We start from the raw sequence: 13,694 nt of genomic DNA on the forward strand, positions 1-13,694 counted from the left end.
ATTGGTCAACGCAAATAAAACTGTTGGTAACGATGAAAGACTTGCGTTGGTTGGCGTTCCTAAGCCGAACCATTAATCACGCATTGACTACAAATACCAAACAAAATTTTTTCAAAACTCCTAAGCCAAGCTGACCAGATTTTCGAAGCTGAGCTGTCTTACTTAGTGAGCCGGAATAAACGGCACAGACCTTTCAGCAATCAGAGGATCAAGAATGAAAAAATTCACATGGAAACCGCGTCGCAGCCTGCTGGCACTGGCAATCCTGTCTGCAACCGGCACAGCGCTTGCCGAACAGCAAACCCATCACCTGAGCATTGCCCCGCAAAGCATGAGTGATGCATTAAAAGCACTGGCAGCGGAAACCCACATCCAAATATTCAGCGATGGTGATGCGCTGAAAGGCAAGCAAACCAGCGGCATTCAAGGTGACTTTACCGCACGGGAAGCCTTGCAGAAATTACTGACCGGCACGGGCTTGACCTATACCTTTACGGCGGAGGATGCGGTGGCAGTTAAGGCCGCAGAAACAGGAAGCAATGCGACGACGACTTTGCCGGCGGTGACGGTTGCTGGGAAGGCGGTTTATGATTCGACTGAAAGCTATTTAGTCGGAAATTCCATTACTGCAACAAAGACCGATAAGCCCTTGATGGATACTCCCGTAAGCGTCCAAGTTGTTCCTCAGCAAGTATTAAGTGACCAACAGGCGACAATACTTGAAGACGCCACCAAAAATGTAAGTGGTGTTCAGCGTGTGTGGAACGGTGAAGCCAATGGGCAAGATTTCGTGATTCGCGGCTTTGGTACACGTTATACAAGATTTAGAAACGGGCAAAGAATTTCAAACTTCAATACTGATATGGCCAACGTAGAACAAGTTGAGGTTTTGAAAGGTTCTGCGGCGATGTTGTACGGTAGGGTTGAGCCCGGCGGTATGGTTAATGTTGTAACTAAAAAGCCACGGGATGAAGCTCACTATTCATTGCAACAGCAATTCGGTTCTTATGATTTTTACCGCACTGTTGCGGAGGCAACTGGCCCCCTGACTGGTGACAAGTCACTAACCTATCGTATGGATTTTGGCTATACCGATAGGAATTCTTTTCGTGACTTTGTTAGTCAAAATCAGATTTTTGTCGCACCGGCATTGCATTGGCAAGCCAGTGACAAAACCGAATTCAATTTAAGCCTTGAATACACGGATCGAAAACTACCTTATGACACAGGTATTCCTGCAATTGGCAATAGGGTAGCTAATGTTCCAATTAATACCAATTATGGGCAACCAGGATTTAAATTTAACGAAGACCCAAGTGACAGCACTTTATTAGATTTTAATTGGTCTCATTCATTTAATGATAACTGGAAGATACAAAATGGCTTTGTCGGCAACTGGGCTAATTTGCATTACCGTAAAGTCTTAGTGGCAGTTTTTCAGCCTTTATTAGAGCAAGGCACTGATCCGATGCAGGTAAGGCGGGGGTCTCAATTTACTGATGACTCACAAGAAACCTACCTTACCTATTTTAATTTGAACGGTAAATTTAAAACAGGCGAAGTAAATCATAACGTTTTATTGGGAGGTGATTATTATTCTGATGAAACAAGATCGGGTGGTTTTTTTGGATTCAGCGCTACAAATGCGCCTTTCGATAGCCCGTATAAAATGCCAGGAGATTTTGGCGGAGGAAGCTTTGCATTCTCCCGAGTTAATCTTTATAGCCCAAATTATCCAAATTTAGATTTCAACGCTTATGAAAATCAGCGAATCAATCATCCAAACAATTTCTTCGTTAGTCAAACATCTTGGTATGGCCTTTATTTCCAAGATCAAATTTCCTTATTTGATGACAAATTACAAATATTAGGAGGTGGTCGTTATGATTGGGCACATCTTGCCTCAGGATCATCTAATTCATATACAAATTCAGAGGATATAAATGGCAACTACAATGGCTACGTACCGAGCTTTAATATCATTGCATTGGCAAAGCAAAATGAGGGATTCTTTAGCCCGCGTGTAGGTGTTCTGTATCGCCCATGGACATGGCTATCTGTATTCGGTAATAGGACAGAAGGATTTGGAACAAATAATGGAAGGTCTGGAAATGGACAACCATTAAAGCCAGAAACTACCGAACAGTATGAGGCTGGGTTTAAAACAGAATGGTTTGATGGAAACTTAACAACAAGTACTGCTTATTTCCATATTGATAAAAAGAATGTACTGACACTTGTTAGTGATGGCGGAATTTACGACACAATTGGTGCGGCTCGTAGTCAAGGAATTGAGGTTGACATCGCAGGTCGTTTATCAGACGGACTTAGCCTTATTGCCAGTTATGCTTTCACGGATGCACGCATTACAGCCGACGGTGGGGCGCCCGGAAATAATATTGGAAAGCGTTTGCCTAATGTTGCGGAACATTCTGGAAGCGCTTGGTTAAAATATGCTTTTCAACAATCATCGTTAAAAGGCTTAAGTGTGGGTATTGGTAGCTATCTTGCTGGAACTCGTGAAGGAGATAATGCAAATAGCTATAAATTACCAGGATATGTGAGGGTAGATACCTTTGCAGGTTATACAACGAATATTGGCCCAACAAAACTAACTACGCAGCTTAATGTAAATAATATTTTTGATAAAAGATATTATTTTACCGGAGCACCTTATTATGCAAATCGTGCTTGGAATTTACCGGGTGAGCCAATCACAGTTATGGGGTCTGTAAAATTAGAATACTGACCGTGTACCGTTGAGGACAGTAGTTGTCGTGTTGGGGTTCGTTACCTCACCCCAACTTACGCCCTGGATAAGCGAAGCGCATCTGGAAAGTTTGGTGGATGCGCACGGCTTATCCACCCTACTGATCGCCCATCAGGAAGGGATCATTTTTGAATCACTGTTAGGTTGCCGGTGGCTTGCTAACCTACCGAATAGAGTCGCTCGGTGCTCACGAGCGTCAACGTACAGCTATAAATGCGGCAAAATTAGGCATGCCCAATGTTGAACGATCATTACCCACCCTTAACCGCCGCATATTTACGCCACCAAGCCGAGCTGCAGCAATTTCTGCTGCGCCAGGTCAATTGCCGGGAGGCGGCAGCCGACTTGCTGCAAGATACCTTTTTGCATATTGCCGAGTATGCTGGGCAGGATGCCATCGCCAATTGCCGGGCATTTCTGTACCGGGTGGCGGGCAATCTGGCTCTGGATTATCTGCGCAGCCAAGCCCGGCAACAGGCGCGGGACGGCGGGGCGCTGGACCAGGACTGGCAATGTCCCTGTCCTTTACCTGAGCGGATGGTGCAAGGCGAGCAGCAATGGTTGGCGGCCGAAAGTTGGCTGCGCGGCTTACCCGCGCTCAATCGGCAAATCTGGTGCTTGCGTCGGCTAGACGGCAAGCGCCATCAGCACATTGCCGCCGAATTACAGATCTCGGAGCGCCAGGTCGAGCGGGTGCTGTACCAAACCGGACGCATGTTGGCCGGCGCGAACTTGGATGATGCTTAACTTGAGGGGGGATAGCGGAAAGATTTAAGCAATGTTTGCGTTAGCCATTGAAGGATCGTCAACGCCGTCATTGGCATGGATTGCCGAAATCCAGCGCACTCGGTTGTCTCCGGGTCCCGCCAGTCCGCCGCGACGACATCAACGATTAACGCAAACACGGCTAAGATTTAAGCCGTCACGCCAGCTTTTTGATGCCGACAAACTTATTGCCCGCCCCCAACTCCATTTCAAAATGGCCCTGAATGCCGGTTTTGCTTAGATACCGCTGAATATTGCCCGCGGGAAAGACGATGCGCCGGCCGTCATCGGCAATCGTCACCACGGTTTTGGCGACGCCTTGATATACGGCCAGATATTGGTCGTAACTTAAATCAAGTTTGAAGCGAATGAATTGATTAGCCATAAAAAAGCCGCGCCGGTTTACCCGGCGCGGCAAGGGAGCGTTCTAACGCATGTTTTGCAAAGCGGCGATGCGCTCTTCCAAAGGCGGATGGCTCATAAACAAGCGTTGCACGCCACCGCCATTGATGCCAAACGCCGCCAATTCGCCAGGCAATTCGGCGGGCTCATGCGCACGCTGCAAGGCGCGCAACGCGCCAATCATTTTTTGCCGGCCGGCCAAGTTGGCACCGCCAGCATCGGCGCGAAATTCGCGGTAACGGGAGAACCACATCACCAGCATCGAAGCCAAAATCGACAAGGCGATTTGCGCGACCATTTGCGTCACGTAATACGCCGGACCGTAACCGCGTTCGGTTTTAAATACGACCCGATCCACCACATAGCCGATGATGGTGGCAAAGAAATACACGAAGGTATTTACCACGCCTTGCATCAAGGCCATCGTCACCATATCGCCATTGGCGACGTGGCTAATCTCGTGGCCGACCACCGCTTCCACTTCATCGGCATTCATGCTGCGCAGCAAACCGGTACTGACCGCCACCAAAGCATTGTTACGGTTGGCGCCGGTGGCAAAGGCGTTGGCTTCCGGCGCATCGAAGATACCCACTTCCGGCATGCCGATACCCGCTTGGCGGGCTTGGCGCTCGACCACGCTGATCAACCATTGTTCGGTTTGATTCTGCGGCCGGTCGATGACATGTACACCCATCGAGCTTTTAGCCGACCATTTGGACATGAACAGCGAGATCACTGAACCTGTCATACCGATGACCGCCGACATAGCCAGCAGGCCTTCAATGTTCAAGTTGACGCCTTGAGCATCCAGTGCGCCTTGCAAGCCAAATATACTAAATATGATGCTGATCGCAATCATAATGGCCACGTTGGTAGCCAAAAACAGCAATATTCTCATCATGGCGTAACTTTCCTGTGTTGTTATAAAGTGGGTTTAATCTGGGGAGCCCAAAGATTAAATTCAAGGCTATAGAGTGTTAACATCTGCCAAAGTTTACTTGAGGGACATAAAAATGAGAATTATAAAGTCGCTATTGATGCTGTTTGCCGCTACACCGCTATGCCTGGCAGCCACCCCCGAACAAGAAGCCGTGCTAAAACAATTGCGCCTGCCGCCGGGTTTTAATATCAGAATATTCGCCGACGACGTTCCCAACGCCCGGCAAATGGCGCTGGGCGACAATGGCGTGGTCTACGTCGGTTCCCGGCAAGGCAGCGTCTATGCGGTACAGGATAAGGATGGCGACGGTGTTGCCGAACAAAAATATCTGATCATTCAACAGCTCAATCTACCCAATGGCGTGGCTTACAAAGACGGCACGTTATATGTCGCTGAAATTCACCGCATCATTCGTTTCGACGAGGTTGGCCAGCGTTTGGCCAGCCCGCCCAAAGCAGTCACAGTATTCGACCAGTTTCCCTCCGACCGCCACCATGGCTGGAAATATTTGCGCTTCGGACCCGACGGCAAGTTATACACCGCCGTCGGCGCGCCTTGTAACGTCTGCGACCCGGACAAACCGATTTACGGCTCGCTGATTCGCATGGACCCGGATGGCAGCGATATGGAAATCCTGGCGCGCGGCATTCGCAACACCGTGGGTTTCGATTGGGAAACCCGCAGCGGCCATCTGTTTTTCAATGACAACGGCCGCGACTATCTGGGCGACGACTTACCGCCCGACGAATTGAACGAATGGAATCAAAAAGGCGAGCATTTCGGTTTCCCTTATTGCCACGCCGGCACCCTTGCCGACCCCGAGTATATCGGCGATAAACAATGCTACAAATTTAAAGCGCCTGCCTGGAAATATAAAGCCCACATCGCCCCGCTCGGTATGCGTTTTTATACCGGCAAACAATTTCCGGACACTTATTTCCGGCAATTATTCGTCGCCCAACATGGCTCTTGGAACCGCACTGTGCCGCAAGGTTACCAGGTCAATGTGGTCAAATTCCGCGAAGGCCAAGCCTATAACGAACTACCCTTCATCAGCGGTTGGCTGACAGCGGACGGCCAAGTACTGGGACGGCCGAACGACATTCTGCAAATGCCGGACGGCAGCTTATTGATCAGCGACGACAGTTTGGGCGTCATCTACCGGGTAAGCTACGGCCGATGAGCGACAAACAATTTCAAATACTGGATACGCAGGTAGTGTATGAAGGCTTTTTCCGGCTGGAGCAATACACCCTGAAACACACGCTGTTCAACGGCGGTTGGAGCCCCCCTTTAAAGCGCGAATTGTTCCGCCGCGGCAATTGCGTGGCCGTGCTGCTGTACGATCCGGACCGCGACGAAGTGGTGTTGATAGAACAATTCCGCGTCGGCGCGGTCCTGCAACCCGAACGGGCTTGGCAGCTGGAAATTGTGGCCGGTGCGATTGAAGCAGGTGAAACCGCTGAAGACGTCGCTTATCGCGAAGCGCGCGAGGAAGCCGGCTGCGAGATTTTAGAACTGATCGAAATCAAACAGTTCTTCACCACCCCAGGCGGCTCATCGGAGTGGATTACCCTGTTCTGCGGCCGGGTCGATAGCAGCCGGGTCGGCGGCATTCACGGCCTGGACGAGGAAGATGAAGACATTCGCGTCACAGCCGTCAAATTCGACGAGGCATTTCAAATGCTGGAAGACGGCAAGATCGAATCCGGCATCCCCATCCTTGCCATTCAATGGCTGTATATTCATCGTGAGCAATTACGTGCCCGCTGGTTGGCCGGACTTAATTCGCCCGCGTGGTAACTGCCACAGTGAACCGGGCTCTAGTCCGCAAAACACAGCGGTCGGGCAAACTTTAGCCCGCGTCCACTGGCAAAGCCAACAGGCGATACGCCCAGGTTTTGCCGGCTATCGCGCTTGTAAAGTACCTGCCCTATCCAGCCATTTGCCGGCTTTTTCATTCAGCCAGGCTTGGGCAAACTCGTCTTTTTTAATCAGCATATCCAAAAATGCGCTGGACACACTGGCGATGGCTGCCACTTGTTTATAACCCAAGTTCGGATCGCGGCGCTCTGTTTTGCCAAATAAGCCGCCGCCTGCACCGCCAGCGCTCATGCCGCGCCGCCCGCCGCCACTATGTCCGCCCGGACCGCCGCCGGAATCCATGCCGAAGTCTCCGCGCCGCACCCCGCTTAAGCCAAACCGCCCACCCAACTCATTGCCTGACAGCAAGCGATGCCCGGCGCCGCGCAATAACAACAGATATTTGCCGCCGGCCGGGGCCTGTTCCCAAACCGCCGTACGCACGGCGGCGGAACTAATCGCGTAAGGATCGTTATCCTCGCTACCGGTAATCGTCAGCATCGGCAGACGCAAAGCTTGAAACCGGCTGCGCACGTTGCCTTCCGCCAAATCCACCGACGGACTCAACACCATCGCAGCCACCGGCTTCAATTGGTCTGCGCGCGGCAAACCGCTACCAAAATTCTCGCCCAAGGCTGCCGTCACGGTTTGCGCACCCAGGTCGTAGCCCGCCAGTATCACCTTGCTGAAATCGGCAGACGCATACAAAGGTTGTCGTAAGCCGGCGCGCGTTTGCAGTTGCGCATAGGCCCAAAATAGTTGCGCCAAGCGGGTTTTCAGATTCTCCACGCCAAAGTATTGATGACCGACATAACGCAATTCGCTTTCCCTAGCCGTCCGCGATTGCCGACGAGGCTTGTCACCAAACCAACCGCCGCTAGTCGGCTCAGGTCGCAACGCCATATTTTCATCAGCCAGCTCCGTATTGTCGTCGTCCGGAATCTCCTCCGGGTCATCGAAGCGCCGCTCCGCCTCCAAGGCCTTCAAGGCTTGGCTGACCGGCACCGGCTGCATGCTAAACACCAGGTAGCCGGCCTTGGCCCAGGTTTCCCGCCACAAACGCCCGGCTTTAGCATCTTCGCCCAAGCTGGGCAGATAAATAATCAACGGATAGCTTCCCGGCGCACTCGGCCCGACCAGCTCTACTTCCAGTTCCGTTTGCTGATAAATCCAGACATCGTGCGTAACATCCACCGGAAAATTCCGCGCGGTTTTGTAGCCGCCATTGCTCAATATTTCACTCAATTTTTCTTGCTGATCTTCCTGACTGGGCAGCGGCGGCCTGGAGGAACAAGCCGCTAGCAGCATGAGCGCACAGGCCAACAGCAATCGGCACGCTTTATGGCTAACCCAGCCCTCAAATCCCGTTAGCCTTAATGCCCTTGAAGGTACGGAGTTTATCGAAGGACGCCGCCGCCTGGGCTTGGACGCATCCAGCCGGAACGGCATACCCGTGATAAACAGGGCCGGATTCATAAAAAATTTATTAGCTTGGGACATGACTTTGCAACTCCGGCAAAAAATCGGCGACAGGTTCGAGTGCGGCATTATCGCCGACAGCGGTATCAAGCGGCGCAGGTAAATTGTAAAAATGGGTAAACCCGTCTCAGCCGGCTAAAGGTGCGGATCGCGCTGCAAAACATCCAAGGCTTGGTCGAAAGCAAACACCTCGACATGCCGCAGCAACGATGCGACACCCTCGTGGCCAAAAGCTTGCCGTAATTGCTCCCGATGGTTTTGTACATAAACTTGCGATTGAATATTGCCCTCCTCCAGTAATATCCGCAGGCCTTCGACCACCGCACGCAGCGCTTCCTCGGAATAGATGGGCGGCGAAATGTCTTGAAGCGCAGGTTCAGCCGGCAACACATCGAGAATCTGCGCAATAAACCAGGCGAGTTGCTCCGTCAATTGTTTGAGCGGAATTTGCAAGGACTCGGCCGCTGCGGCCGCGCGCTGTTTTAACGTGATCTCAATACCCTCGGCGGTCTCCCGGATGTGGGTTATTCCCAAGGTTGCGGCACTGCTTTTTAAGGAATGCGCGGCTCTTTGTGCGGACTCCCCATCGCCCACCGCCAATAAATGCCGGATATTGTCGACTTCGGCCGCATGCCGCTGCGCGAAATGGCGTAACTGGCGCAAATAAAACGGCAGCTTGTGTTGCAGATTGTGTAAACCGGCCTGCAAATCCAGGCCCGGAATGTTCGCCAAACGCTCGAGCAGCGCCGCGTTGCCGTCGTTTTGCTCATCCGGGGTTTTATGACCGCGGGCAGGCGGGCTGGGCGGCAAAGGCGGCATCCAGCGTAACATCACGTCGTACAGCACCTCCGGATTCACCGGTTTGGGAATATGATCATTCATCCCAGCGCTCAGACAGGCGCGCCGATCTTCGTCAAAGGCGTTGGCGGTCATGGCCAATATCGGCGTCTTTTCCCGCCCCGGCATGCGCCTGATCGCCAGACTGGCGGCCATACCATCCATCTCCGGCATTTGCACGTCCAGCAGAATCAGGTCGTACAACTGTTTGGCGGCCATATCGCAAGCGATCCGGCCGTTTTCGGCCAAATCGACTACCAAACCGGCGTCTTGCAACAACTCCAACGCCACTTCCTGATTGATCAGATTGTCTTCGGCCAATAACACCCGTCGGCCTTTTAGGCGGGATAAATCCGGATGCCGCGCATCCGCGGGCGCTTTTTGCCGCCATCCCGACAGCACGCCGGCAATCGTATCGTGTAAGGCCGACAGCGTCACCGGTTTGGCAAGATGCCCCACAATCCCGACGCTGTACAAGTCCTCGGCGCTGCCGTCGTAACTATAGGCGGTCACCAAGACAATTTTCGGTAAGGCCTCGCCGAGGATTTCGCCCATCCGGCGCGCGGTTTGAATGCCGTCTACCCCCGGCATCATCCAGTCCATCAGCACCAGATCGAACGGTGCATCGGCTTGCCGGGCATCGACAACCTGTTGCACGGCCGCCAAACCGGAATCGGCGACGCTCACCCGCGCCTCGAACCGCGTCAGCATGTGGGCGATGGCTTCGCGGGCCTCGGCCACATCGTCTACCACCAATACTTTTAAACCTTTACGAATATCCGGCTTAGGCAATTGCAGCGCCGACCCCACCGCATACTCAAACGGCAATTCCAGCCAAAACGTACTGCCGTGCCCCAAGTTGCTCTGCACACCCACCGTGCCGCCCATCATTTCGATCAGACGCTTACTGATGGCTAGGCCTAAACCTGTGCCGCCGAAACGCCGCGACGTGGTGGAATCGGCTTGTTCGAAGGCTTGAAACAAACGGCTGCATTGCTCGGCATTCATGCCGATGCCGGTGTCGCTGATTTCGAATCGAGCCACAATCCCCACCGGATTTTTGGCTAGCAATTTAGCCCGAAACACGATGTGTCCGGCGTCGGTAAACTTGACGGCATTACTGGCAAAATTGAGCAAAATTTGTCCCAGCCGCAGCGCATCGCCGCGTAACACCGCCGGTAGCGCCGGGTCGATACGGTTAATCACTTCCAAACCTTTCTCGGCGGCGCGGTCGCAAATCAGGTCGTTCAAACTTTTGAAAACCTGGTCGAGATCGAAATCGCCGATGTCCAACACCAATTTGCCGGCTTCGATCTTGGAGAAATCCAGAATGTCGTTGATGATGCCCAGCAAATGCTGGGCAGCGACCGAAATTTTCGCCAGCTGTTCACGTTGCTTGGCATCCAGCGTGGTGTTTTGCAGCAAATGCGTCAAACCAATAATCGCGTTCATCGGCGTGCGGATTTCGTGGCTCATATTCGCCAAAAATGCACTTTTCGACACATTGGCCACTTCCGCTGCTTGCATCGCATCGGCCAATTGTTCGGTGCGTTCAACCACCAATTCTTCCAGATGCTCGCGATAGCTCTCCAACTCTAGGAGCATCTGCTTCTTCTCGCTGATGTCGTCCTTGATCGCCATGTAATGGCTAATCCGCCCGTCTTGCTGGCGAATTGGCGCCACGATAGCCGATTCCACAAACTCGCGGCCATCCTTGCGCTTATTGATAAACTCGCCCTGCCAGGACCGGCCGTGCGTCAAATTATCCCAAAGCACCGCAAAATACTCCGGCTTGGTTTTGCCCGATTTAAACAGACTGGCTTTTTGGCCCAACAGCTCGGAGCGCGTGTAGCCGGTGGTCTGGATCACGGCTTCGTTGACGTATTCGATGCGCGCATCCAGGTCGGTGATAACGATGCTCTCCGGGCTTTGCTCGACTACCAAGGATAATTTGCGCAGCGTCTCCTCCGCACGCTTACGCTCGGTGATGTCCATCAACGTTGCCAGTAAATTGTCGCCTATCGTCACCCCGGAGATGATGGCGGTGCGCACGTCGCCGTTTTTACAGGTCACTTGATATTCGTGAGATTCTATCGGTGCCTGCTGCTCGGCCGCGCGCTGCTGCAAATTCTGCCAGGTGTCGAAAACTGTTTGCCGGTAAACCGGATCGGGATACGCATGCTGCCACCAATCCTCGACGGTTGGGATGTCGGACAAGGTATAACCAAAGGTCCGGGCAATAGACTGGTTCAAAGCCAGCATAGTACCGTCGGCGGCGACCAGCGCCATCGGCACCGGCGCCACATCGAACAATTTACGGAAATTAGCTTCGCTTTCCCGCAGCGCCGCCTTGATACGCTTACGCTCAGTGATGTCGCGGACGATCTTCGACGCGCCGATGACCTTGCCGTCGCCATCTTTGATAGCCGAAATCGTCGAGGCGACCTCGATCCGGCTGCCGTCTTTACGCACCCGCTGGGTTTCGTAATTGCTGATCCGCTCGCCGTTTAAAATCCGCTGGAGCAAGTCGGCTTCCGTGATCACCAGTTCGGCGGGAAACAGCAGCGTGATCGGCTGACCAATAATTTCAACGGCGCTGTAACCGAAAATACGTTCGGCCGCGGGGTTCCAACTGGTAACGATTCCGTCCAAATTTTTGCCGATAATCGCATCGTCGGAAGAATTGACCAGCGCCGCCAACTGGGTACGTTCCGCCACCAAGCCCTGCTCAAGCAATACGTTCGCCGCCTTCAGAGCCTGCTCGACCCGCTCACGTTCGGCCACTTCCTGCTGCAACTGGGCGTTGGCCTCGCGTAACTGCGCCGGACTGGGCAATTGCAGCGCTTTGGGAATCAGCGGTATCAGCACCGCCACCGTTATCACCGAAACTATCGCCGTCACCACTTTGGCAAACGCATCCAGTCCGTAAAGTGGTTCCCAAATCACCACGACATCCATCAGATGCGTCGTACCGCAGGCCAGAATGAACACCACAAACAGCCACAACACCCGGACATACGGAAAATCCTGCCGATGCCGCGCGAAATAACCCAAGGCAACCGGCAGCAAAAAGTAGGACAGGAATATCAAGCCATCGCTAATCACGAAGGTCCACAACAAACCCGGCGACCAGCTCAGGCAATAGCCATGCGGCATAAAATTATTGTCGGTCAGGAACTTTAGAATGTCATTCATGGCAGGAAGATCGGTAATAGTGATTTGCACGATTTAGGGAACTTGAACGACATACCGTCGCCCCGTATCCGTTAGCTAACGCATAACCCGCATTTGGATTCTCTAAATCCGATACAACTAAACATAGCAGCTAGCCCAAACAGCGTAAGGTTTAGCCACTTTTTATGTGGAATTAAATGCTGGCAGCAGGTAGATGGTTGGGGGGAATACGCTTGGATTATTGACCCGGCCCTATTTATCACGGATGTGCCGTTCGGGCTGAGTGCTCCGGCGGGAGGCCGGGGAATGCCGAGGTCACATCATCAAGACTCATTTCCCGGATAACTGCTTCAATGAGGCCCCGGCGGGAGGCCGGGGAATGCCGGATTTCGAGCCTGAAAAGCCGGCAGTTAATGAGTTTTGCTTCAATGAGGCCCCGGCGGGAGGCCGGGGAATGCGGTTAAGTTGGTCTGGTCGGTAATGTCGGGATGTTGCTTCAATGAGGCCCCGGCGGGAGGCCGGGGAATGCGTTGTTCAGCAAGTCGGTGATATTGATCAAACAACCGCTTCAATGAGGCCCCGGCGGGAGGCCGGGGAATGCCTCTCGATCATCACTCGGTCTCCTGCACTGTCACGGTGCTTCAATGAGGCCCCGGCGGGAGGCCGGGGAATGCGTTTTCGCCGTGCGTGACTTCAAGCGCGCGAATCGTTCGCTTCAATGAGGCCCCGGCGGGAGGCCGGGGAATGCAAAACAGCGCCCAAAACGTAGCCACGGAAGCGTTGCGGCTTCAATGAGGCCCCGGCGGGAGGCCGGGGAATGCGCTGGATAGTGCCGTGAACAAAACCCCCGAAAACATTGCTTCAATGAGGCCCCGGCGGGAGGCCGGGGAATGCGGTGATCGGGCTGGATAACACTGCCATAATCACTGCGCTTCAATGAGGCCCCGGCGGGAGGCCGGGGAATGCACAAACAGGACAAGCCCAGACAGACGCGCAAGTCTGGCTTCAATGAGGCCCCGGCGGGAGGCCGGGGAATGCGTAGCCCCGAGGGAAAACCCACCACTCCAAACACCAGCTTCAATGAGGCCCCGGCGGGAGGCCGGGGAATGCCTGAAACCATTACTATCGGTAGGCCAACAGGTCTACGCTTCAATGAGGCCCCGGCGGGAGGCCGGGGAATGCCGAGTTTTTATCATACAAGATGGCATAAGGTTGGCTTGCTTCAATGAGGCCCCGGCGGGAGGCCGGGGAATGCTCCCCTTTCTACCGGTAACGGTCCTTATTCTGCGGTTGCTTCAATGAGGCCCCGGCGGGAGGCCGGGGAATGCGCTGACCATCGGCGGCGTTAAGTCCAGCAAGGATTTGCTTCAATGAGGCCCCGGCGGGAGGCCGGGGAATGCAAGGTAGAAGCCGCTAGACAAGGGGTTTTAACCTATGCTTCAATGAGGCCCCGGCGGGAGGCCG

The 13,694-nt window shown here is 53.4% G+C and carries 9 protein-coding genes and 1 CRISPR repeat array (1 of these 10 only partly in view); of the genes, 5 read left to right on the forward strand and 4 right to left on the reverse strand.

The features are described 5' to 3' along the window. Positions 1-214 precede the first annotated feature (214 nt). Together QLH52_RS08655 and QLH52_RS08660 are read left to right on the forward strand one after the other, a co-directional pair. A complete protein-coding gene (locus QLH52_RS08655) occupies positions 215-2,749 on the forward strand; it encodes a TonB-dependent siderophore receptor (RefSeq protein ID WP_205453503.1) in 2,535 nt (844 codons plus the stop codon). Between the two features lie 258 nt (positions 2,750-3,007). After that, on the forward strand, positions 3,008-3,517 hold the full coding sequence (locus tag QLH52_RS08660; protein ID WP_205453502.1) for an RNA polymerase sigma factor: 510 nt from the start codon (positions 3,008-3,010) through the stop codon (positions 3,515-3,517). A 175-nt stretch (positions 3,518-3,692) separates the two neighbouring features. On the opposite strand, the gene QLH52_RS08665 is transcribed toward QLH52_RS08660, so the two are convergent. Beyond that, complete coding sequence (locus QLH52_RS08665; protein WP_205453501.1) at positions 3,693-3,920, reverse strand: DUF2835 domain-containing protein; 228 nt, start codon at positions 3,918-3,920, stop codon at positions 3,693-3,695. Positions 3,921-3,962: 42 nt separating this feature from the next. Next, positions 3,963-4,838 carry a protease HtpX gene (gene htpX, locus QLH52_RS08670; protein WP_319961255.1) on the reverse strand — a complete coding sequence of 292 codons (876 nt, stop codon included), beginning with the start codon at positions 4,836-4,838 and terminating at the stop codon, positions 3,963-3,965. Between the two features lie 112 nt (positions 4,839-4,950). On the opposite strand from htpX, the gene QLH52_RS08675 reads away from it, so the two are divergent. Together QLH52_RS08675 and QLH52_RS08680 are read left to right on the forward strand one after the other, a co-directional pair. Then, the gene (locus QLH52_RS08675; protein WP_319961256.1) at positions 4,951-6,060 is read left to right on the forward strand and encodes a PQQ-dependent sugar dehydrogenase; all 1,110 of its coding nucleotides are present in this window, start codon (positions 4,951-4,953) and stop codon (positions 6,058-6,060) included. After that, positions 6,057-6,680, forward strand: coding sequence for an NUDIX domain-containing protein (locus QLH52_RS08680; protein ID WP_319961257.1), 624 nt, complete (start codon positions 6,057-6,059; stop codon positions 6,678-6,680). The genes QLH52_RS08675 and QLH52_RS08680 overlap by 4 nt, the downstream gene beginning before the upstream one ends. Positions 6,681-6,785: 105 nt before the next feature. Here QLH52_RS08680 and QLH52_RS08685 read toward each other — a convergent pair whose 3' ends face one another. Continuing rightward, entirely contained in the window at positions 6,786-8,048 is a 1,263-nt protein-coding gene (locus QLH52_RS08685) for an alpha/beta hydrolase (protein ID WP_319961258.1), read from the reverse strand. On the opposite strand from QLH52_RS08685, the gene QLH52_RS08690 reads away from it, so the two are divergent. Continuing rightward, positions 8,047-8,322, forward strand: a complete 276-nt coding sequence (locus tag QLH52_RS08690; RefSeq protein ID WP_033157059.1) for a hypothetical protein — start codon at positions 8,047-8,049, stop codon at positions 8,320-8,322. The genes QLH52_RS08685 and QLH52_RS08690 overlap by 2 nt on opposite strands. Positions 8,323-8,354: 32 nt before the next feature. Here QLH52_RS08690 and QLH52_RS08695 read toward each other — a convergent pair whose 3' ends face one another. After that, positions 8,355-12,251 carry a PAS domain S-box protein gene (locus QLH52_RS08695; protein WP_319961259.1) on the reverse strand — a complete coding sequence of 1,299 codons (3,897 nt, stop codon included), beginning with the start codon at positions 12,249-12,251 and terminating at the stop codon, positions 8,355-8,357. A gap of 326 nt (positions 12,252-12,577) precedes the next feature. Further along, positions 12,578-13,694: a CRISPR direct-repeat array (repeat unit 36 nt; unit sequence GCTTCAATGAGGCCCCGGCGGGAGGCCGGGGAATGC); it runs 949 nt beyond the window's last position.

Source organism: Methylomonas defluvii (assembly GCF_033949435.1).
Lineage (GTDB): Bacteria > Pseudomonadota > Gammaproteobacteria > Methylococcales > Methylomonadaceae > Methylomonas > Methylomonas defluvii.

Excerpts from the sequence above, each read along its gene's own strand:
- QLH52_RS08655 (WP_205453503.1), top strand. The coding sequence starts at position 215 with ATGAAAAAATTCACATGGAAACCGCGTCGCAGCCTGCTGGCACTGGCA.
- QLH52_RS08660 (WP_205453502.1), top strand. The coding sequence starts at position 3,008 with ATGTTGAACGATCATTACCCACCCTTAACCGCCGCATATTTACGCCAC.
- QLH52_RS08665 (WP_205453501.1), bottom strand. The coding sequence starts at position 3,920 with ATGGCTAATCAATTCATTCGCTTCAAACTTGATTTAAGTTACGACCAA.
- htpX (WP_319961255.1), bottom strand. The coding sequence starts at position 4,838 with ATGATGAGAATATTGCTGTTTTTGGCTACCAACGTGGCCATTATGATT.
- QLH52_RS08675 (WP_319961256.1), top strand. The coding sequence starts at position 4,951 with ATGAGAATTATAAAGTCGCTATTGATGCTGTTTGCCGCTACACCGCTA.
- QLH52_RS08680 (WP_319961257.1), top strand. The coding sequence starts at position 6,057 with ATGAGCGACAAACAATTTCAAATACTGGATACGCAGGTAGTGTATGAA.
- QLH52_RS08690 (WP_033157059.1), top strand. The coding sequence starts at position 8,047 with ATGAGCGCACAGGCCAACAGCAATCGGCACGCTTTATGGCTAACCCAG.
- QLH52_RS08685 (WP_319961258.1), bottom strand. The coding sequence starts at position 8,048 with ATGCTGCTAGCGGCTTGTTCCTCCAGGCCGCCGCTGCCCAGTCAGGAA.
- QLH52_RS08695 (WP_319961259.1), bottom strand. The coding sequence starts at position 12,251 with ATGAATGACATTCTAAAGTTCCTGACCGACAATAATTTTATGCCGCAT.